18 protein-coding genes and 4 tRNA genes are annotated in these 19,786 nt (G+C 71.0%); 11 read left to right on the forward strand and 11 right to left on the reverse strand.

Annotated elements, in window-relative coordinates:
- Positions 1-13: 13 nt before the first annotated feature.
- Both AC3ERT_RS21430 and AC3ERT_RS21435 read right to left on the reverse strand, forming a co-directional pair.
- Positions 14-85, reverse strand: a tRNA-Gly gene (locus AC3ERT_RS21430).
- Positions 86-248: 163 nt separating this feature from the next.
- Positions 249-566: a histone-like nucleoid-structuring protein Lsr2 gene (locus AC3ERT_RS21435; RefSeq protein ID WP_335970218.1), complete on the reverse strand. Its 318-nt coding sequence runs from the start codon at positions 564-566 to the stop codon at positions 249-251.
- A 327-nt stretch (positions 567-893) separates the two neighbouring features.
- Between AC3ERT_RS21435 and purS the strand changes: the two genes are divergently transcribed.
- Genes purS through purL form a run of 3 tightly spaced genes read left to right on the forward strand, consistent with a single transcriptional unit; the run spans position 894 to position 4,086 of the window.
- On the forward strand, positions 894-1,139 hold the full coding sequence (gene purS / locus AC3ERT_RS21440; protein WP_335970220.1) for a phosphoribosylformylglycinamidine synthase subunit PurS: 246 nt from the start codon (positions 894-896) through the stop codon (positions 1,137-1,139).
- Positions 1,136-1,840, forward strand: a complete 705-nt coding sequence (gene purQ, locus AC3ERT_RS21445; RefSeq protein ID WP_335970223.1) for a phosphoribosylformylglycinamidine synthase subunit PurQ — start codon at positions 1,136-1,138, stop codon at positions 1,838-1,840. Before purS ends, purQ begins: the two co-directional genes overlap by 4 nt.
- Positions 1,837-4,086: a phosphoribosylformylglycinamidine synthase subunit PurL gene (purL, locus tag AC3ERT_RS21450; RefSeq protein ID WP_435176139.1), complete on the forward strand. Its 2,250-nt coding sequence runs from the start codon at positions 1,837-1,839 to the stop codon at positions 4,084-4,086. Before purQ ends, purL begins: the two co-directional genes overlap by 4 nt.
- 77 nt (positions 4,087-4,163) lie before the next feature.
- Here purL and AC3ERT_RS21455 read toward each other — a convergent pair whose 3' ends face one another.
- Both AC3ERT_RS21455 and AC3ERT_RS21460 read right to left on the reverse strand, forming a co-directional pair.
- Positions 4,164-4,565 (reverse strand): PIN domain-containing protein, encoded by a 402-nt coding sequence (locus AC3ERT_RS21455; RefSeq protein ID WP_335970228.1) that lies wholly within the window; start codon positions 4,563-4,565, stop codon positions 4,164-4,166.
- Entirely contained in the window at positions 4,550-4,804 is a 255-nt protein-coding gene (locus tag AC3ERT_RS21460; protein WP_335970231.1) for a type II toxin-antitoxin system Phd/YefM family antitoxin, read from the reverse strand. Before AC3ERT_RS21460 ends, AC3ERT_RS21455 begins: the two co-directional genes overlap by 16 nt.
- Before the next feature lie 181 nt (positions 4,805-4,985).
- Here AC3ERT_RS21460 and AC3ERT_RS21465 point away from each other — a divergent pair, with 181 nt between their 5' ends.
- The 5 genes from AC3ERT_RS21465 to purM all read left to right on the forward strand — a co-directional run bounded on the left by AC3ERT_RS21465 (position 4,986) and on the right by purM (position 9,787).
- Positions 4,986-5,189 carry a DUF4177 domain-containing protein gene (locus AC3ERT_RS21465; RefSeq protein WP_335970233.1) on the forward strand — a complete coding sequence of 68 codons (204 nt, stop codon included), beginning with the start codon at positions 4,986-4,988 and terminating at the stop codon, positions 5,187-5,189.
- 158 nt (positions 5,190-5,347) lie between these two features.
- Positions 5,348-5,965 carry a Uma2 family endonuclease gene (locus AC3ERT_RS21470; protein ID WP_435134115.1) on the forward strand — a complete coding sequence of 206 codons (618 nt, stop codon included), beginning with the start codon at positions 5,348-5,350 and terminating at the stop codon, positions 5,963-5,965.
- A 10-nt stretch (positions 5,966-5,975) separates the two neighbouring features.
- Entirely contained in the window at positions 5,976-6,788 is an 813-nt protein-coding gene (locus tag AC3ERT_RS21475; protein ID WP_435176142.1) for a maleylpyruvate isomerase family mycothiol-dependent enzyme, read from the forward strand.
- A 359-nt stretch (positions 6,789-7,147) separates the two neighbouring features.
- On the forward strand, positions 7,148-8,665 hold the full coding sequence (gene purF / locus AC3ERT_RS21480) for an amidophosphoribosyltransferase (RefSeq protein ID WP_335970239.1): 1,518 nt from the start codon (positions 7,148-7,150) through the stop codon (positions 8,663-8,665).
- 48 nt (positions 8,666-8,713) lie between these two features.
- Entirely contained in the window at positions 8,714-9,787 is a 1,074-nt protein-coding gene (purM, locus tag AC3ERT_RS21485) for a phosphoribosylformylglycinamidine cyclo-ligase (protein WP_435134120.1), read from the forward strand.
- Between the two features lie 108 nt (positions 9,788-9,895).
- On the opposite strand, the gene AC3ERT_RS21490 is transcribed toward purM, so the two are convergent.
- A complete protein-coding gene (locus AC3ERT_RS21490; RefSeq protein WP_335970244.1) occupies positions 9,896-10,162 on the reverse strand; it encodes a DUF3073 domain-containing protein in 267 nt (88 codons plus the stop codon).
- A gap of 277 nt (positions 10,163-10,439) precedes the next feature.
- Positions 10,440-11,582 (reverse strand): Leu/Phe/Val dehydrogenase, encoded by a 1,143-nt coding sequence (locus AC3ERT_RS21495; protein WP_435134123.1) that lies wholly within the window; start codon positions 11,580-11,582, stop codon positions 10,440-10,442.
- A gap of 178 nt (positions 11,583-11,760) precedes the next feature.
- Here AC3ERT_RS21495 and AC3ERT_RS21500 point away from each other — a divergent pair, with 178 nt between their 5' ends.
- Complete coding sequence (locus tag AC3ERT_RS21500; RefSeq protein WP_335970250.1) at positions 11,761-12,618, forward strand: DUF8083 family protein; 858 nt, start codon at positions 11,761-11,763, stop codon at positions 12,616-12,618.
- A gap of 494 nt (positions 12,619-13,112) precedes the next feature.
- The gene (gene bldC / locus AC3ERT_RS21505; protein WP_003949541.1) at positions 13,113-13,319 is read left to right on the forward strand and encodes a developmental transcriptional regulator BldC; all 207 of its coding nucleotides are present in this window, start codon (positions 13,113-13,115) and stop codon (positions 13,317-13,319) included.
- Between the two features lie 616 nt (positions 13,320-13,935).
- On the opposite strand, the gene AC3ERT_RS21510 is transcribed toward bldC, so the two are convergent.
- The 5 genes from AC3ERT_RS21510 to AC3ERT_RS21530 all read right to left on the reverse strand — a co-directional run bounded on the left by AC3ERT_RS21510 (position 13,936) and on the right by AC3ERT_RS21530 (position 19,100).
- Positions 13,936-14,010, reverse strand: a tRNA-Asp gene (locus AC3ERT_RS21510).
- A gap of 58 nt (positions 14,011-14,068) precedes the next feature.
- On the reverse strand, positions 14,069-18,034 hold the full coding sequence (gene hrpA / locus AC3ERT_RS21515) for an ATP-dependent RNA helicase HrpA (RefSeq protein ID WP_435134128.1): 3,966 nt from the start codon (positions 18,032-18,034) through the stop codon (positions 14,069-14,071).
- Positions 18,035-18,214: 180 nt separating this feature from the next.
- A tRNA-Phe gene (locus AC3ERT_RS21520) sits at positions 18,215-18,288 on the reverse strand.
- 4 nt (positions 18,289-18,292) lie between these two features.
- Positions 18,293-18,367 (reverse strand) — tRNA-Asp (locus tag AC3ERT_RS21525).
- A 244-nt stretch (positions 18,368-18,611) separates the two neighbouring features.
- Positions 18,612-19,100 (reverse strand): MarR family winged helix-turn-helix transcriptional regulator, encoded by a 489-nt coding sequence (locus tag AC3ERT_RS21530; RefSeq protein WP_435176145.1) that lies wholly within the window; start codon positions 19,098-19,100, stop codon positions 18,612-18,614.
- A gap of 87 nt (positions 19,101-19,187) precedes the next feature.
- Between AC3ERT_RS21530 and AC3ERT_RS21535 the strand changes: the two genes are divergently transcribed.
- On the forward strand, positions 19,188-19,775 hold the full coding sequence (locus AC3ERT_RS21535) for an NADPH-dependent FMN reductase (RefSeq protein ID WP_435176148.1): 588 nt from the start codon (positions 19,188-19,190) through the stop codon (positions 19,773-19,775).
- Positions 19,776-19,786 lie beyond the last annotated feature (11 nt).

Raw genomic sequence — 19,786 nt, forward strand, 5'->3', positions numbered from 1 at the left:
AGCCGGTGATCAGAGCGGGTGACAGGGATCGCACACTGCGCCTCCCCCCTGGAAGGGGGGCGCTCTACTACTGAGCTACACCCGCGTGACCTCCGCTGACCTGGGCTTTTCGGCCCCGTCCTGCGGTGTGCCCTTAGATTAGCGGACGACCCGGGGGGCCTGTCCAATCGACACCGCCCGCGCGGCGAACGGGCGTTGGGAAGCGGCGGCCTGGGCCGCCGCTCCGGGCCGGCGGACCGCCCGGCGGCTCAACTCGCCTTGTTGAACGCCTCGTAGACCTTCTTGGGGATACGGCCGCGGGCGGGCACCTCGAACCCGTTCGACTGCGCCCAGGCGCGGACGGTCGCCGGGGTGGGGGCGATCGGGGTGCGCTTGTAGGCGTGTCCGGAGAGGGTGCGGCGGCGGCCGGCCTCGACGTACGGAGCGAGTTCCCGGCGCAGTCTGTCCGCGTTCTGCGTCGAGAGGTCGATCTCGTACCACTGGCCGTCCACGCCGAAGGCGATGGTCTCCTCGGCGGTGCCGCCGTCGAGATCGTCGGCCAGGGTGACCAGTACGCGCTGCGCCATCGGGATCGGTCCTTTCTCGAGCCGGCTGCCTGCGGTCGCGTCGGGGGCGGACCCTGGCGGGGTCCGCGACCGGGGCGCCCGAGGGGGGAATGGGGCGGTGGGGTTACCCGTTACTGCTGTTAATTCCCGCTGCATCCACGCCGCAAGCCTCTTCGCTTCCGGGACCCTATGTTTTCCGCCGCCAGGTAACCCAGGTATTTCGTCAGCCGATATCCAAACGTGATCGGCGATCTGCGACCGATGTCACGTTGCGGTATATCTACTCGCGTAGATTTCCTCACCCGGTAGGCTGAGAGAACCTCACGCACCACACCATCGGGAGTGCCAGTGGCACGCGTCGTCGTCGACGTCATGCTCAAGCCGGAGATCCTCGACCCCCAGGGCCAGGCCGTACAGCGCGCGCTGCCCCGGCTCGGCTTCGACGGGATCTCCGACGTCCGTCAGGGAAAGCGCTTTGAACTGGAGGTCGACGGTCCCGTCGACGACGCAGCGCTCGCCCGTATTCGGCAGTTGGCGGAAACCTTTCTCGCCAACACCGTGATCGAGGACTTCACCGTAAAGGTGGAGTCGTGACTGCACGCATTGGTGTCGTCACATTTCCCGGGACCCTTGACGACCGCGACACCCAGCGCGCCGTGCGCGTGGCGGGCGCCGAGGCGGTCCCGCTGTGGCACCGCGAGAAGGACCTGAAGCAGGTCGACGCGGTGGTCCTGCCCGGCGGGTTCAGTTACGGCGACTATCTGCGGGCGGGGGCGATCTCCCGTTTCTCGCCGGTGATGGAGTCGGTCATCGAGCAGGCGCGGGCCGGAATGCCCGTCCTGGGGATCTGCAACGGTTTCCAGGTGCTCACCGAGGCCCACCTGCTGCCCGGCGCGATGCTGCGCAACACCGAGCTGCACTTCGTCTGCCGCGACCAGAAACTGCGGGTCGAGACCAGCGGCACCGCGTGGACTGCGGACTACGCGGCGGGCCAGGAGATCTCCATCCCGCTGAAGAACATCGACGGCCGCTACACCGCGGACGAGCGCGTGCTCGACGAGCTGGAGGCCGAGGGCCGGGTGGTCTTCCGCTACGCCACCGACGGCCCCGCCGCGGACGGCTACGGCAACCCGAACGGTTCGCAGCGCGACATCGCCGGGATCACCAACGCGGCCGGCAACGTGGTCGGCCTCATGCCGCACCCGGAGCACGCGGTCGAGTCGCTGATCGGCACCGGCCGCACCGACGGGCTGGGCTTCTTCACCTCGGTACTCAAGAAGTTGGTAGGCGCGTGAGTCTCGATACAGTCCAGCATGCCGAGCAGACGCCTGAGGTGGAGCTGCCGTGGAAGGCGCTCGGTCTCAAGGAGGACGAGTACCTGCGGGTCCGGGAGATCCTGGGGCGCCGTCCGACCGGGGCCGAGCTGGCGATGTACTCGGTGATGTGGTCGGAGCACTGCTCGTACAAGTCGAGCAAGGTGCACCTGAAGCAGTTCGGCGCCAAGGCCCCGCAGACCGACGCGCTGCTCGTCGGCATCGGCGAGAACGCCGGCGTGGTCGACGTCGGCGAGGGCTACGCGGTCACCTTCAAGGTCGAGTCGCACAACCACCCGTCGTACGTCGAGCCCTACCAGGGCGCGGCCACCGGGGTCGGCGGCATCGTGCGCGACATCATCGCGATGGGCGCGCGGCCGGTCGCCGTGGTGGACCCGCTGCGGATGGGCGCGGCCGACCACCCCGACACCAAGCGGGTGCTGCCCGGCGTGGTCGCGGGCATCGGCGGCTACGGCAACTGCCTGGGCCTGCCGAACATCGGCGGCGAGCTGGTCTTCGACGCCTGCTACCAGGGCAACCCGTTGGTGAACGCGGGCGCGATCGGCGTGATGCGGCATGAGGACATCCACCTCGCCAAGGCGTCCGGCGCCGGCAACAAGGTGATCCTGTACGGCGCCAGGACCGGCGGCGACGGCATCGGCGGCGCCTCGATCCTCGCCTCGGAGACGTTCGACGCCACCAAGCCGAGCAAGCGGCCGGCGGTGCAGGTCGGCGACCCGTTCCAGGAGAAGCTGCTGATCGAGTGCACCCTGGAGGCGTTCGCCGAGAAACTGGTGGTCGGCATCCAGGACCTGGGGGCGGCGGGCCTGTCCTGCGCCACCAGCGAGCTGGCCTCCAACGGCTCCGGCGGCATGCGCGTCGAGCTGGACGACGTACCGCTGCGCGACTCCACGCTCTCGCCCGAGGAGATCCTCATGAGCGAGTCGCAGGAGCGGATGTGCGCGGTGGTGGAGCCGGCGAAGGTCGAACGCTTCCTGGCGATCTGCGAGAAGTGGGACGTCATCGCCACCGTCGTCGGCGAGGTCACCGACGGGGACCGGCTGGAGATCTTCTGGCACGGCGAGAAGATCGTGGACGTGGACCCGCGTACGGTCGCGCACGAGGGTCCGACGTACGAGCGCCCGTACGCCCGGCCGTCCTGGCAGGACGCGCTCCAGGCGGACGACGCCGGTGCGCTGGCCCGCCCGGAAACCGGTGCGGAGCTGCGCGCGCAGGCGCTGCGGGTGCTCTCCTCGCCGAACGTCGCCTCGAAGGCGTGGGTCACCGACCAGTACGACCGGTTCGTGCAGGGCAACACGGTGCTGGCCCAGCCCGAGGACGCGGGCATGATCCGGGTCAACGAGGAGACCGGTCTCGGCGTCGCCATCGCCACCGACGGCAACGGCCGCTACACGAAGCTCGACCCGTACACCGGTGCGCAGCTCGCGCTCGCGGAGGCGTACCGCAACGTGGCGGCGACCGGCGCGAAGCCGCTGGCGATCTCGGACTGCCTGAACTTCGGGTCGCCCGAGGACCCGGACGTGATGTGGCAGTTCGTGGAGGCGATCCGCGGGCTGGCCGACGGCTGCCTCCAGCTCGGCACGCCGGTCACCGGCGGCAATGTCTCGCTCTACAACCAGACCGGTGAGGCGGCCATCCACCCCACCCCGGTCGTCGCGGTGCTCGGCGTGATCGACGACGTGGCGCGCCGCACTCCGATGGCGTTCGGCGACGAGGGCCACCTGCTCTACCTGCTCGGGGAGACCCGGGAGGAGTTCGGCGGCTCGGTCTGGTCGCAGGTCGTGCACGACCACCTCGGCGGGCTGCCGCCGGCGGTGGACCTGGAGCGGGAGCGGCTGCTCGGCGAGATCCTGATCTCCGCGTCGCGGGACGGCATGGTCGACGCCGCCCACGACCTGTCCGACGGCGGGCTGCTCGCCGCGGTCACCGAGTCCTGCCTGCGCGGCGGGCACGGGGCGCGCCTGGTCGTCCCCGACGGCCTGTCGGCGTTCACCTTCCTGCTCTCCGAGTCCGCCGGCCGTGCGCTGGTCGCGGTGCCGCGCTCCGAGGAGCTCCGGTTCACCGACATGTGCGGTGCGCGGGGCCTGCCGGCCACCCGCGTCGGTGTGGTCGACGGGCAGGCCCTGGAGGTCCAGGGCGAGTTCGAGATCCCCCTCGAAGAGCTCTCCGAGGCCCACCACACGGCCATCCCGCAGCTCCTCGCCTGAGGGTCCGTCGTATCCGCGGTAAAAGGGGCGCCCCGCCGGTCTTCCGGCGGGGCGCCCCTTTGCGCGGCGCGGACCGCTCAGGGCGTCAGATCCGCGATCCGTACCCCGGGCAGGTCGGCGAATGCCGCTTTGCGGTCGCGCGTCACCACGGCCCGGGCGGTGGCTGCCGCTGTGGCGGCGATGATCAGGTCATGCGCTCCGCGCGGCTTGCCCGCTCGCCGTACGTGCGCCAGCAGGCGGGCGTGGACCCGGGCGACATCGAGGCCGTATTCCTCGACCGGTACGACCGCGAGCACGGCCGTGACGAAGTCCTCGCGCGGCTGGCGGCGGACCTCGTCGGCGAGTTCGACACCGAGGAGCAACTCGGCCGCGCTCACCGCGGCGATGGCGACGTCATCGTCGTCGGCGAAGGTGACAGGGGTGCCGGTGCGCTCGATGCCGATCAGCACACCGGTGTCGAGGATCAGGCGTCGGGCCACGTTGCCGTCATCTCGTCGGTCAGCAGCTCTCGGGCCGCGGCCACGTCGGCGGCGAACGCGTCGTCCGTCGGGAGGGTCGTGAGGATTTCGTTGAGCGCGGCGCCGTTCCCCGCGCTGGCGGGCCCGATCTGGGCGAGGCGGCGTCCGGCCCTGGTGATCACGATGGTCTCGCCGTGCTCCGCGGCATCCAGGATTGAGGCGAAGTTCCGCGAGGCTTCGGTGGCGGTCATTAGCTTCATGGAATCAGACTATCTGATTCCGCCGTCGGACGCCGGGCCGGGCGAGGTGCGCGGACGGCCCGCACTGCGGCTCCCGGACTCGCCTGACCCCCGGCGCCGGGGAGGGAACCTTTGGGTGGGGGTGGGGCGTCAGCAGGGGGTGACGGGGCATGGCGTTCCGCACCACCGAGAGAGGCCGTACATGTACGAGTACAAGGTCGTCACCTTCCGCGAAGCGCTGATCGGGGACGCGCTCGACAGCGACAAGCTGGAGAAGACGCTCAACAAGCACGCCGAGGACGGCTGGGTGCTGAAGGACATCACGTCCGGCGACGTGAAGGGCCGGATCGGCCCCGGTGCTGTCGACGGCCTGCTCATCACCTTCGAGCGGCCCCGCCAGGGCTGACCCGGGGCCGACCGCCCCACGCTCCGCGACCCGCGCGGCTACGCTCGTTGTCCAGGTGAATGGACATACGTGAGCGTGGCCGCGTGGTCACGTTCGGCTGATGGACGTCTATACGATCAGAAGCCGAGCGTGAGAATCCGGGCACAGGGAGGTACAGGGTGACCGCCGTGGATGACCGGCCGCGAGCGCGGGTGCAAGGGGAACTCCGACCTGAGGAGTTCGAGATCATTGCTGCCGACGCGGCCCGTGACGTCGAGGGTCTCCGCCTTGAGTTCATCGGCGGAAAGTTGGGGTTCAAGACAGTGCCGGACGCGGTTCACACGGCGATCACGATGTGGCTGCTTCGGCAGTGCATGCAGCAGAAGCCGCAGTGGGATCTTCACATCGGACAAGGGCTGCGGATCGAGACGTACCGGGAAGGCAGGGCCATCCCTGACGGCGTACTCGCGCCGGTCGCGAACTTCGTGGGGCAGAGTGGAGAGTGGGTTGACCCCGATGGCGTGCTGATGGTCCTTGAGGTCACGTCCTACGACCGTGACACCGAGCAGCGCGATCGTATCGACAAGCCGCGTGCGTACGCCGAGTCCGGCATTCCTGTCTACCTGCTGATCGACCGAGATGCCCGTGCCACGAAGGTCTACAGCGAACCGGCGGCGGGGGAGTACCACGAGCAGTACCTCATCCCGTTCGGCAAGGTCGTGTTGTTGCCCGAGCCGGTCGGGATCAAGCTGGACACCCAGCAATTGCTGACCTGGGCCTCGGCGCCCGAAAGCTAAGCTCGGGGGTATGCCGAGCCCGAGTGAGAGCCGCCGCCGTGTTCGTACGTACGACCCCGCGCGGACGTGGCGGGCGTTGGGTGCGCAGGTGGGCCATGTGCGGGTGGCGGTGCGCGGGTTGACCGGGGAGCAGTGGAAGTGGCCGTCGGGGCTGCCGGGTTGGGACGTGCGGCTGCTGGTGGTGCACATGGTGCGGCAGGTGGAGGCCGTGGGGGTGCTGCTCGACGAGGAGCCGCCGCCGGCCGGGGCGAGGACGGTGGGCCTGGACACCTGGGCGCTGTCCACCGCCGGGATCGCGGCGGAGCTGGACGCGTCCACCCGGGCGGAGGAGGCGCGGACCGCCGATCCGCTCGCCGCGCTCGACACCGCGGCGGACCGGCTGGCGGCGCTGGCGGACGAGGCGACCGGGAGCGACCGGCTGGTGCCGAGCCCCTTTGGCGCCATGCGGGCGGCCGACTTCCTGGTGACGCGGCTGGTGGAGCTGGTCGTGCACAGTGACGACCTGGCGAGGGCCGCCGGGGTCGAGGTCGGGTTCGACCGGCACGCGGTCGCCGGGGCGGTGCGGGTGCTGGCGGACGCGCTGGCCGCGAAGGCGCCCGGGAACGCGGTGGAGGTGCGGGTGCCGCCGTATGCGGCCGTGCAGTGCGTGGAGGGGCCGCGGCACACCCGCGGGACACCGCCGAACGTCGTCGAGACCGACCCCATGACCTGGCTGCGGCTGGCGGCGGGGCGGGCGGGCTTCGCGGACGAGGTGGACGCCGCCCGCGTCTCCGCCTCCGGCGAACGGGCCGACCTCGCGCCGTACCTCCCCGTCCTGGGGTGACCCATGCGGGTGGCCGAGCCGGACCCCCCGGGGTGCCTGGTGCTGTCGGTTCCGGGACCACATGGCGGCGGGGGCTGGTCGCGCAGTTCCTCGCGCCCCTTTGCCCCCGGGGGTTGCCTGGTTCTGTGGGTTGGGGGGTCGCCTGCCGGTGGGGGGGGCTTGTCGCGCGGTTCCTCGCGCCCCTGGCGCGGGCTCCACGAGGGGGCGGGTGGCTGGAAAGAGACGTTGGGGCGCGGTCGCCGGGAGGGCGTACGGTGAACATCACATTGCTTGCGGCGTAAGGGATGACGCGCGTAGACCCGAGGAAATGAAGGTTCGTCCGTTCGGATGAGGGGCATTCCTGCCCTAGACTCGAGAACGTGCCTCGTGGTGACGGACGACTCAGCCACGACCTGCTCCCCGGTGAGAAGGGCCCCCAGGACGCCTGCGGCGTCTTCGGTGTCTGGGCCCCGGGAGAAGAGGTCGCCAAACTCACCTACTTCGGGCTGTACGCCCTGCAGCACCGCGGACAGGAGTCCGCGGGCATCGCAGTGAGCAACGGCTCCCAGATCCTGGTCTTCAAGGACATGGGCCTGGTCTCCCAGGTCTTCGACGAGACCTCCCTCGGCTCGCTGACCGGCCACATCGCCGTCGGCCACGCCCGCTACTCGACCACCGGCGCGTCCGTGTGGGAGAACGCGCAGCCCACCTTCCGCGCGACCGCGCACGGCTCGATCGCGCTCGGCCACAACGGCAACCTGGTGAACACCGCCGAGCTGGCCGAGATGGTGGCCGCGCTGCCGCAGGGGCCCGGACGGGCCACGAAGGTCGCGGCGACCAACGACACCGACCTGATCACCGCCCTGCTGGCGGGCCAGGTCGGCGAGGACGGCACCCCGCTGTCGGTCGAGGACGCGGCACCACAGGTGCTGCCGAAGATCAAGGGTGCTTTCAGCCTCGTCTACATGGACGAGCACACGCTGTACGCGGCCCGCGACCCGCAGGGCATCCGCCCGCTGGTGCTGGGCCGGCTGGAGCGCGGCTGGGTGGTGGCCTCGGAGAGCGCCGCCCTGGACATCTGCGGCGCCACCTTCGTCCGGGAGATCGAGCCCGGCGAGCTGATCGCGGTCGACGAGCAGGGGCTGCGCTCCTCCCGCTTCGCCGCGGCCCGCCCCAAGGGCTGCGTCTTCGAGTACGTCTACCTCGCCCGCCCCGACACCGACATCGCCGGCCGCAACGTCTACCTGTCCCGGGTCGAGATGGGCCGCCGGCTGGCCGCCGAGGCCCCGGTCGAGGCCGACCTGGTGATACCGACCCCGGAGTCCGGCACGCCGGCCGCGGTCGGCTACGCGGAGGCCAGCGGCATCCCGTACGGCTCCGGCCTGGTGAAGAACTCCTACGTCGGCCGGACCTTCATCCAGCCGTCGCAGACGATCCGGCAGCTCGGCATCCGGCTGAAGCTCAATCCGCTCAAGGAGGTCATCCGCGGCAAGCGGCTGGTCGTGGTGGACGACTCGATCGTCCGCGGCAACACGCAGCGCGCGCTCGTCCGGATGCTCCGCGAGGCCGGCGCCGCCGAGGTGCACGTGCGGATCTCCTCGCCGCCGGTGAAGTGGCCCTGCTTCTTCGGCATCGACTTCGCCACCCGCGCCGAGCTGATCGCCAACGGCATGAGCGTCGAGGAGATCGGGCAGTCGCTGGGCGCGGACTCGCTGGCGTACATCTCGATCGACGCGATGGTCGAGGCGACCACGATCGCCAAGCCCAACCTGTGCCGGGCCTGCTTCGACGGCGAGTACCCGATGGAGCTGCCCGACCCCGAGCTGCTCGGCAAGCAGCTGCTGGAGGTCGAGCTGGCCGGTGGCGCCGACGCCGCCGACGCGCTCCGCCGGCCGTGAGCCCGCGCCGATCCGACCCGTACGACCGACACGAAGGTTCCCCCAGCCATGTCTGAGACAACCGGTGCCAGCTACGCAGCCGCGGGCGTCGACATCGAGGCGGGCGACCGCGCCGTCACCCTGATGAAGGAGTGGGTGCGCAAGGCGTCCCGCCCCGAGGTGGTCGGCGGGCTCGGCGGCTTCGCCGGGCTCTTCGACGCCTCGGCCCTGAAGCGCTACGAGCGCCCGCTGCTCGCGTCGGCGACCGACGGCGTGGGCACCAAGGTGGACATCGCCCGCCGAATGGGGGTCTACGACACGATCGGCCACGACCTGGTCGGCATGGTCGTGGACGACCTGGTGGTGTGCGGCGCCGAGCCGCTGTTCATGACCGACTACATCTGCGTCGGCAAGGTCCACCCGGAGCGGGTCGCGGCGATCGTCAAGGGCATCGCGGAGGGCTGCGTGCTGGCCGGCTGCGCGCTGGTCGGCGGCGAGACCGCCGAGCACCCCGGGCTGCTGGGCCCCGACGACTTCGACGTGGCGGGCGCGGGCACCGGCGTGGTCGAGGCAGACGGGCTGCTGGGCGCGGACCGGGTCCGGCCGGGCGACGCGGTGCTCGCGATCGGCTCCTCCGGACTTCACTCGAACGGGTACAGCCTGGTGCGCCACGTGCTCTTCGACCGGGCCGGCTGGGCGCTGGACCGCGAGGTGCCGGAGTTCGGCCGGACGCTCGGCGAGGAGCTGCTGGAGCCGACCCGGATCTACTCGCTGGACTGCCTGGCGCTGGCCCGCACCACCGAGGTGCACGCCTTCTCGCACATCACCGGCGGCGGTCTGGCCAACAACCTCGCCCGGGTGATCCCGGACCACCTCCAGGCGGTCGTCGAGCGGGCCACCTGGACGCCGGGGCCGGTCTTCGGGCTGGTCGGCGAGCTGGGCGGAGTGCCCCGCGCGGAGCTGGAGAAGACGCTGAACATGGGCGTGGGCATGATGGCGGTGCTGCCGCGCGCGTCGGTGGACGTGGCGCTGGCGGTGCTCGCCGACCGCGATGTGGACGCCTGGGTGGCCGGCGAGATCCGGGCACGCGAAAGCGGCGCGCCGGCCGTGGAGCTGACCGGCGACCATGGTGCCGCCGGCTGACCCGGCCGGGTCGCGCGTGAGGTGCCGACTACCCGCGGTACGCGGGCGCGCCCACGACGAAACCCGGCCCGGGGCGGACCCCGGGCCGGGCCTCAAGCGTTGACGGCGTCAAGCGCGACGGCGTTGAGACGACGGTGACGGCTCGGACTGTTCGTCCTGGTCGTCGTCCTCGTCATCGTCGTTGTAGAGATCCGCGTACTGAGCGTACGGGTCGTCGTCCAACTCGTCATCGTCCTCGACTGGCTCCGGATTAACCGGCCTCGACGGCGATGCGCCCAGCTCGTCGGCCAGACGTGAGAGATCCGTGCCGCCGCTGTTGTACTTCAGCTGGCGGGCGACCTTCGTCTGCTTGGCCTTGGCCCGGCCGCGCCCCATGGCTCGACCCCCTTAACGGCGGGGCTCGACGGCCCCGAGTCTTGACACGCGTTCATGATCCGGACGGCCTCCGCGGAGAGAGACCTGTCCGTAGGGCCTCAACGGTACCTGCTTCCGACGCCGCACGGTACGTCGCCCGCACGACGCGCGTCGGAACAGGGGATATTTGCGGCCCTGTCGTTCCTGGTCAGGCCCGATTTTACCTTCTTCTAGCGCGAACTTGCTATCGGGCCGTGCTGTCGGTCACGCCGACGGCACGGCCCGGGGCCCGCCGGGCTCAGCCCAGGCTCGGCCGCAGCCACTCGGCGGCGGGGGTGCGCTCGGCCATCCGCTGCTCCGCGAGGCGGTCGGCGGCCACCGCGGGCGGCACTCCGTCGGCCCTCGCCCGTTCGAATATGGCCAACGTGGTGTCGTGGATCTTCGCGGCCTTCGCCTTGGCCCGTTCGAAGTCGAAGCCGTGCAGCTCGTCGGCGACCTGGATGACGCCGCCGGCGTTCACCACGTAGTCGGGGGCGTAGAGGATGCCGCGGTCGGCGAGGTCCTTCGCGACGCCGGGGTGGGCGAGCTGGTTGTTGGCCGCGCCGCAGACCACGGTGGCGGTCAGCGCGGCCACGGTCGCGTCGTCGAGCGCGCCGCCCAGCGCGCAGGGGGCGTAGACGTCCAGCGGGGTGCGGACCAGGCGGTCGGCGTCGGCGACGGCGGTCACGCCCGGGTACCGGGCGGTGATCCGGGCGACGGCGTCGGCGCGTACGTCGGTGACCACCACCTGGGCGCCGTCGTCCACGAGGTGGCCCACCAGGTGGTGGCCGACCTTGCCGACGCCCGCGACGCCGACCCGGCGGCCGCGCAGCGTCGGCTCGCCCCACTGGGCCTCGGCGGCCGCGCGCATGCCCTGGAAGACGCCGAACGCGGTGAGCACCGAGGAGTCGCCGGCGCCGCCCTGCTCGGGGGAGCGGCCGGTGGTCCAGCGGTTCTCGCGGGCGACCACGTCCATGTCGGCGACGTAGGTGCCGACGTCGCACGCGGTGACGTAGCGGCCGCCCAGCGAGGCGACGAACCGGCCGTAGGCGAGCAGCAGTTCCTCGGTCTTGAGGGTGCCGGGGTCGCCGATCAGGACGGCCTTGCCGCCGCCGTGGTCGAGGCCGGCCAGGGCGTTCTTGTACGACATGCCGCGGGAGAGGTTGAGGGCGTCGTCCACGGCCTCCTCGTCGGAGGCGTAGGCGTGGAAACGCGTACCGCCCAGGGCCGGGCCCAGGGCGGTGGAGTGCAGTGCGATCACGGCCCGCAGGCCGGTCGGGCGGTCCTGGCACAGGACGACCTGTTCGTGTCCGCCCTGGTCCGATCGGAACAGTTTGGCGATGACGGCGGCGCCGTTGCCGCCGTCGGTCTGACGTACGTCGGTCACGGTGGTGACTCCCATAGTCCGGTGGTGCGTGCGGTCCCATTGGGTTCGGGTCGTCTCGCCCCCCGTAGGGGTGGCGGAGGGTTCGATGGGCACAGCGTAGCCCTGGGCGCAGTGGCCGGGATCACCTCCGGCGGTGGCGGACCCGTGGGACGATCGGAGGCGTCGGCAGGCGGCACGGCGGTGAGGAGCGGGCGTGGGCGATTCGGCGGTTCAGGTCCCGTACACGTCGTATCTGCGGGTGTACGAGCCGCTGGCGGCCTTTCCCGAGCCCGAACGGACCCACTGGCACCGCTACGCGGTCGCGGGCCGGGCCCGTGGCGCCCAGGACGAGCTGCGGCAGTCGCTGGCCGGGCTGGTGCCGGTGCCGCCGATCGCGGTGCCGGTGCACGAGAGCCCGGACGCGTTCGTCGCCGAGGTGGGCGGGATCATCCACGTCTGCCCGTGGCGGACCCGGCTGCGCGGCTGGATGGCGCTGGAGCAGTTGGAGGGCCAGCTGCCGGGGCCGGTGCTGGACGCGATGGTGCCGCCGGTGGTCCGGCGGCAGGCCGCGGCCGACCACGAGGCGTGGCGGGAGCGCCACCCGGACGCGCGGCCCTGGATTCGCTCGGCGACCTGGCACGTGCCGGTGCGCTGGTTCATCCTCGTCGGCGACGACGAGCGGGAGTACGAGCCGGTCGGCGCGGCGGACTCCGCGGGCGGCTCGAAGCAGCCGGTGATGCGCTACCGCACCCCGATGGTGCAGGCGCGGCGCCGGGTGGCGCGGGGCCTGCGGGTGCTCAGGGAGGCGCTGGACGAGAGCCCGTTGGTGGACGGGCTGGTCGACGTGGGGCGCTGGCTGGAGGAGTTCCACCCCCGCTCCCTGGTCGAGCTGGACTACGGCGGCCTGGTGCACGTGATCGGCCCGGAGGCGCTGGCGGCCGACCGTTCGGCGGCGGACGCGGCCGAGGGGCTGGCGGCGCTGCGCGAGGGCGACTCGGCGGCGGCCGGTACGGCGTACGAGCGGCTGACCGACCGGTGGCGGGCGGTGCGGGAGTTGCAGTTCGCCAACTGAGGCGCGCGGCGGGGCCGTCGTGGATCTGACGGGCTGTTGTCTCCGGGTGGGCCGGGTGTTGTCTCCGGTCCGGCCGGTGCGGTGCTTCTGCCCCTGGTGATGGTGCTATTGGCCCAAGCGTGACGCAGAGCACGTAAGCGGACTCTTGCCTGCATCACCATCTGTCATGCCAAAATGGGACATCGGGTCCGTCTCGGGCTCGCACCGACGGTGGGGATGGGGCGGATGATCGCGCTGTGACTGATCGTCACGTTGGTGTGACTGTCCGCTATGGCCCGGTCCATCGGCTTCCGTCGAGCTTGAACACCTGAGAGGGCAAATCCATCGGTTTGGCCGACGCGGCTGGACGGATGGTGTAGTTGTAGTGCCGAGGACAAGCCGTTCGTCCTATTACCGACTCGGCCCGCGTTCGCCCATATCGGGCAACGCGGGTCAAGGTGCAGAATTTAAGAGGAAAGAACCGCGTTGGTTCGGTTCTCTCGAGGAGGCCGCTCATGACCGCTCGCACCCCTGATGCCGAGCCGTTGCTTACCCCTGCTGAGGTCGCCACCATGTTCCGCGTCGACCCGAAGACGGTCACGCGCTGGGCCAAGGCTGGCAAACTCACGTCGATCCGCACGCTCGGCGGGCACCGCCGCTACCGCGAGGCGGAGGTCCGCGCGCTGCTTGCGGGGATCCCGCAGCAGCGCAGCGAGGCCTGACAGCCCTTTTGGGCGGCTTGTGGGGCCCCTACCCCATACGTCGCCGTCCGACGGTCGTCCGCCCCCATCGGGTGGCCGGCGGGGAGGGTGGAACAGCAGGACGTATGACCGTATGACCGTAAGAAGATCGCATCGGGCTCCGCCGGGCTCGGTGCGATCTTCTTTTTTGTGCGCCCGATCACATGGGTGAGCGGGACGTACCATTGCACATATTAAATTGAGCCCCTCGTGAGGGGTCCCGAGCTCCTTATGCTGCGCACAACTTGGCGTGACTACCGTCACATGTGCGGCACTTGAGGGTCTTCCCTGCGATGCGGTAGAGAAACGATCCTGTGCGTCGGGGACTTGACGGAGCGGCTTCTCCCGCGGGCCGTCCCGCCGTCGCCCGAGTGCGGTACGGCGGCTCCCAACTCCCCTGTGACGGGCGGGACTTGCTTCGGACGGTAACGGCCCACCCCGCCCCCGGAACGGCCCGCACACGGCCTCCTGGACCCCGTACGGAGAGTGGCGGCCGTTGCCCGTGCGGACGGGCCACGCGCCTGCGGACGGCCCCTGAACAGCAAGAAGCCCGCCACCGGTCTCCCGGGAGCGGGCTTCAAAGATGCTTCATCTGCTGCGGTCCTGACGGGATTTGAACCCGCGGCCTCCACCTTGACAGGGTGGCGAGCACTCCAAACTGCTCCACAGGACCTCGTTGCGAGACAGACTGTACAGCAGGTCAGGGGGTGCGGTCGAACTCGGGACCGGGGTCAGGACCAGGCGGCGTCGAGGGCCTTGAAGACGCGCTTGTCCGAGACCGGGAACGCGGTGCCCAGGGCGTGGGCGAAGTAGCTGACCCGCAGCTCCTCGATCATCCAGCGGATGTCGCGGACCGCGGCGGGCACCGGGCGCCCGGCGGGCTGGGAAGCCAGCAGTTCGGCGTACTCCGCCTGGATCTCGCGGACCTTCTCCATGCGGGTGGTGTCGCGCTGGACGCCCGTCGGCATCTGCTGGAGGCGGCGGTCCGCGGCCACCAGGTAGCGCATCAGGTCCGGGAGGCGCTTCAGGCCCGCCGCGGTGACGAACCCGGGGTACACCAGGCCGCTCAGCTGCTCCCTGACGTCCCGCACGTTCGCCAGCAGGACCGGGCTCGCGGTGTCCTTCAGCCGGCTCTCGCAGGAGTGCCAGGCGGCGAGCACCTGCTGGACCTGCCGGACCGCCCGGCCGGTCAGCTCGACCAGGTCGGCACGCACCGCGTCGAAGAGCTTGCGGTAGCTCTCCTCGTCCCAGGCCGGCCCGCCGTGGTCGGCGATCAGCCGGTCCGCGGCCGCGGTGGCGCAGTCCTCGAAGAGGCCCTGCACGCTGCCGTGCGGGTTGCGGGACAGCGCCAGCTTCTGCTGGTTGGAGAGCTGGTCGGCGGCGAACTTCGCCGGGTTGACCGGGACGTTCAGCAGGATCAGCCGGCGGGTGCCGCGCCACATCGCCTCGGTCTGCTCCGGCTCGGTGTCGAACAGCCGCACCGCGACCGTGGCGCCCTCGTCGACCAGCGCGGGGTACGCCTTGACCGGCTGGCCGGCCCGCCGGGTCTCGAAGGTGCGCGGCAGGGCGCCCAGCGTCCAGTCGGTCAGGCCCGTGCGCTGCTCCAGGGTGGCCAGCGCCGGGTCGGAGGCCCGTTCGAACGCCTTGGTGATCGCCGCCCGCGTCTTCGGCCGCAGCCGCTGCTTGAGCGCCTCCAGGTCCTTGTCCTCCGCGGGGCCGGCGACCTTGCGGCGCCGCTCGTCCACCACCCGGAAGGTGATCCGCAGGTGGTCGGGCACCTTCGACAGGTCGAAGTCCTCCGGGTCGACCCGCACCCCCACCATCTTCTGCAACTCGCGGGCCAGCACCGCCGGCAGCGGGTCCGGGCCGGCCGCGACCCTCTCCAGGAACGCCTTCGCGTAGTTCGGCGCGGGGACGTAGTGGCGGCGGATCGGCTTGGGCAGCGAGCGGATCAGCTCGGTGACGACCTGCTCGCGCAGGCCGGGGATCTGCCAGTCGAAGCCGTCGGGCACCACCTGGTTGAGCACCTGGAGCGGGATGTGGACGGTCACGCCGTCCGCGTCGCCGCCCGGCTCGAACTGGTAGGTCACCCGGAACTTCAGCGCGCCCTGCCGCCAGGAGTCGGGGTAGTCGGCCTTGGTGACCGCCTCCGCGTTCTCGTTGATCAGCATGGAGTGCTCGAAGTTGAGCAACTCCGGTTCCTCGCGCCGCTTGTGCTTCCACCAGGAGTCGAAGTGGGCGCCGGACACCACGTGTTCGGGCAGCTTGCCGTCGTAGAAGTCGAAGAGCGTCTCGTCGTCCACGAGGATGTCGCGGCGGCGGGCGCGGTGCTCCAACTCCTCGACTTCGCCGAGGAGTTTGCGGTTGTCGTGGAAGAACTGGTGGTGGGTTCGCCAGTCGCCCTCGACCAGGGCGTTGCGGATGAACAGCTCGCGGGAGGTCTCCGGGTCGATCCGGCCGTAGTTCACCTTGCGCTGGGCGACCAGCGGGACGCCGTAGAGCGTCACCTTCTCGTACGCCATCACCGCGGCCTGGTCCTTCTCCCAGTGCGGCTCGCTGTAGCTGCGCTTGACCAGGTGCTGGGCCAGCGGCTCGACCCACTCCGGCTCGATCTTCGCGTTGACCCGCGCCCACAGCCGGGAGGTCTCCACCAGCTCGGCCGACATGATCCAGCGCGGCGGCTTCTTGAACAGCGCCGAGCCGGGGAAGACCGCGAACTTCGCGCTGCGGGCGCCCAGGTACTCGTTCTTCTCGGTGTCCTTCAGGCCCAGGTGCGACAGCAGCCCCGCCAGCAGCGACACGTGCACGCGCTGCGGGTCGGCCGCGTCCTGGTCGCCGGCCGGTTCCGGGCCGACGGTGATGCCGAGCGACCGGGCGACCTGGCGGAGCTGGCTGTAGATGTCCTGCCACTCGCGGATGCGCAGGTAGTTGAGGAACTCCGCCCGGCAGGTGCGGCGGAAGGCGGAGGAGGACAGCTCCTTCTGCTTCTCCCGCAGATACGCCCACAGGTGCAGGAAGGACAGGAAGTCACTGCTCTCGTCCTTGAACCGGGCGTGCTGCTGGTCGGCCTGGGCCTGCTTGTCGGCGGGGCGCTCGCGGGGGTCCTGGATGGACAGGGCGGCCGCGATCACCATCACCTCGCGTACGCAGCCGTTGCGGTCGGCCTCCAGCACCATGCGGGCCAGCCGCGGGTCGACCGGGAGCTGGGCGAGCTTGCGGCCGGTCTGGGTGAGCCGCTTGCGGGGGTCCTTCTGCTGCGGGTCGAGCGCGCCGAGTTCCTCCAGGAGCTGGACGCCGTCCTTGATGTTGCGGCTGTCCGGCGGGTCGATGAAGGGGAACTTCGCGATGTCGCCGAGCCCGGCCGCGGTCATCTGGAGGATCACCGAGGCGAGGTTGGTGCGCAGGATCTCCGCGTCGGTGAACTCCGGGCGGGCCAGGAAGTCGTCCTCGTCGTACAGCCGGATGCAGATGCCGTCGGAGGTACGGCCGCAGCGGCCCTTGCGCTGGTTGGCGCTGGCCTGGCTGATCGGCTCGATCGGCAGCCGCTGCACCTTGGTGCGGTGGCTGTAGCGGGAGATGCGGGCGGTGCCCGGGTCGATCACGTAGCGGATGCCCGGGACGGTCAGCGAGGTCTCCGCGACATTGGTGGCCAGCACGATCCGCCGGCCGCTGTGCGCCTGGAAGACCCGGTGCTGCTCGGCGGAGGACAGCCGCGCGTACAGCGGCAGCACCTCGGTGCCGCGCAACTGCCGCTTGGTGAGGGCGTCGGCGGTGTCGCGGATCTCCCGCTCGCCGGAGAGGAAGACCAGGATGTCGCCGGGCCCCTCGGCCTGGAGTTCGTCGACCGCGTCGGCGATCGCGGTGATCTGGTCCCGGTCGGCCTCGGTGGAGCCCTCCTCCAGCAGCGGCCGGTAGCGCACCTCGACCGGGTAGGTGCGGCCGCTCACCTCCACGATCGGGGCGTCGCCGAAGTGCCGGGAGAAGCGCTCCGGGTCGATCGTGGCGGAGGTGATGATCACCTTGAGGTCGGGGCGGCGCGGCAGCAGCTGGGCGAGGTAGCCGAGGATGAAGTCGATGTTGAGGCTGCGCTCGTGGGCCTCGTCGATGATGATCGTGTCGTAGGCGCGCAGCTCGCGGTCGGTCTGGATCTCGGCGAGCATGATGCCGTCGGTCATCAGCTTGACCAGGGTGGAGTCGCCCACCTGGTCGGTGAAGCGGACCTTCCAGCCGACCGCCTCGCCCAGCGGGGTGCGCAGTTCCTCCGCGACGCGCTCGGCGACGGTCCTGGCCGCGATCCGGCGCGGCTGGGTGTGGCCGATCAGGCCGCGCACGCCCCGGCCCAGCTCCAGGCAGATCTTGGGGATCTGGGTGGTCTTGCCGGAGCCGGTCTCGCCCGCGACGATCACCACCTGGTGGTCGCGGACGGCCGCCAGGATCTCATCCTTCTTCTGGCTGACCGGCAGCGCCTCGGGGTAAGTGATCCGCGGCACGGCGGCCTGGCGGGCGGCTATCCGGGCCTCCGCCCGGCCGATCTCCGTGTCGAGCTCGGCGAGCACCGCGGCGCGCGCCTCCGGCTTGCGGATGCGGCGGGCGCCGTCGAGCCGCCGGCCGAGGCGCTGCTCGTCGCGCGAGGAGAGCGCGGGCAGCCGCGCGGCGAGTCCGGCGAACTCGGCGGGGGAGGAGGGTTGCGTAGACATACGCGATCCAGCATCGCACCTGCCGGGGAGGACGGGCGAACCCATTTTTCCGCGGGTTCGCGGGGGTGCGCGGCCGGTGCGGGTGCGGCGCGGGAGCGGGCCCGGCGGGTAGCGCGGCCGGGGTGACGCGGATCACGACGAAGGGCCCCTCTCCGAGGAGAAGGGCCCTTCGTCGTGCGGTGGCTGGGGCCGGGGTCGAACCGGCGACCTACCGCTTTTCAGGCGGTCGCTCGTACCAACTGAGCTACCCAGCCGCAGCGGTCCTGACGGGATTTGAACCCGCGGCCTCCACCTTGACAGGGTGGCGAGCACTCCAAACTGCTCCACAGGACCTTGCTTGGTGCGGCACAAGTGTGACACATGATGTGCCCCGCTCCCGCACCGGTTTTTCGCGACGCCCGGACCATGCCGTCCCGGTCACCGGAAATCCCGGGGGACTTCCTGTTTCCGTTCGGACATTTCGGCGGGCTGATGTCGCTGGATCAGCGTAGCAGAATCGGGGCGGTGCCCCGTACGCACGAGGTCCGGGCGGGTGCCGTGGCCGGATCGGCGGCGGTTGGGGTGCGGTGCGGCGGGTCTAGGACGCGTCGTCGCCGGCGGCCTCGCTGCGACGCGGCTCCAGGCGGTCGACCGCCCGCTCGCTCCACTCCCGGATGGCTGATGCCTGCTCAGGGGGCAGCGGGTCGAGGAAGTGGCGGCGGATGTTGCGACCGTGCACGAGGACGGCGCTCTGGGCGGCGCGGCGCCCCTCGGCGGTCAGCCCGACCCCCGCGCGGCGGCCGTCGGCCCCGTAGCGGGTGCGCTCGACGAAGCCGCGCTTCTCCATGCGCGTCAGCTGGTGCGAGACGCGGCTCTTGTCCCAGTCGAGCGACTCGGCGAGCTCGCCGACGCGCACCTCGCGGCCGGTGGCCTGCCACAGCGTCACCAGCACGCTGAACTCGGCCTTCGAGATGTCGCAGTCGCTTTGCAGGCCGCGCTCCAGCTCCCGGGTGAGCAGGCGCTGCGCGCGCATCCAGACGTTCCAGAACTCCCAGTCCTCGGGTTCCAGCGACCGCGTCTCCGTCATGCCGTCGAGGATACCGCGACCAGCGGAGTTGTCGTTTCAACTCATCTCGACCTAGAGTTGACGTGACAACTCACTCGGAAGGAAGCCATGCCGCTCCGCATCGCACTCATCCTCGGAAGCACCCGCCCCGGACGCCGCGGCGACCAGATCGCCGCCTGGGCACTTCAGGCCGCCCGGGCCCACGGGGGAGCCGACTACGAACTCGTCGACCTCGCCGACCAGGGCCTCGGCAACCTCGACGAGCCCGGCAACCCGAACTTCCAGCAGTACCAGCACGACCACACCCGCGCCTGGGGCTCACTCGTCGACAGCTTCGACGGCTACGTGTTCGTCGTCCCCGAGTACAACCACTCCTACCCCGGAGCCCTGAAGAACGCCCTGGACCACGTCTACCGGGAGTGGAACGACAAGGCCGCCGGGATCATCAGCTACGGGGGCTGGGTCGCCGGGGCCCGGGCCGCCGAGGCGCTGCGACTCGTGCTCGCCGAACTCCAGGTGGCCACGGTCCGCGCCCAGCCCACCATCTCGACCCATCCCTCGTTCCACACCGGCGCCTTCGTCCCCCAGGAGGGCCTCGACACCGCCGTCGGCGGCATGCTCGACCAGGTGATCGCCTGGTCCGGCGCTCTGCGCGGGGTGCGCCAGGCCAAGGCGTCGGCGTCCGCGGCTGCTTGAGGCCCGACTCC

The sequence above is a fragment of the Actinacidiphila sp. bgisy145 genome (genome assembly GCF_057708125.1).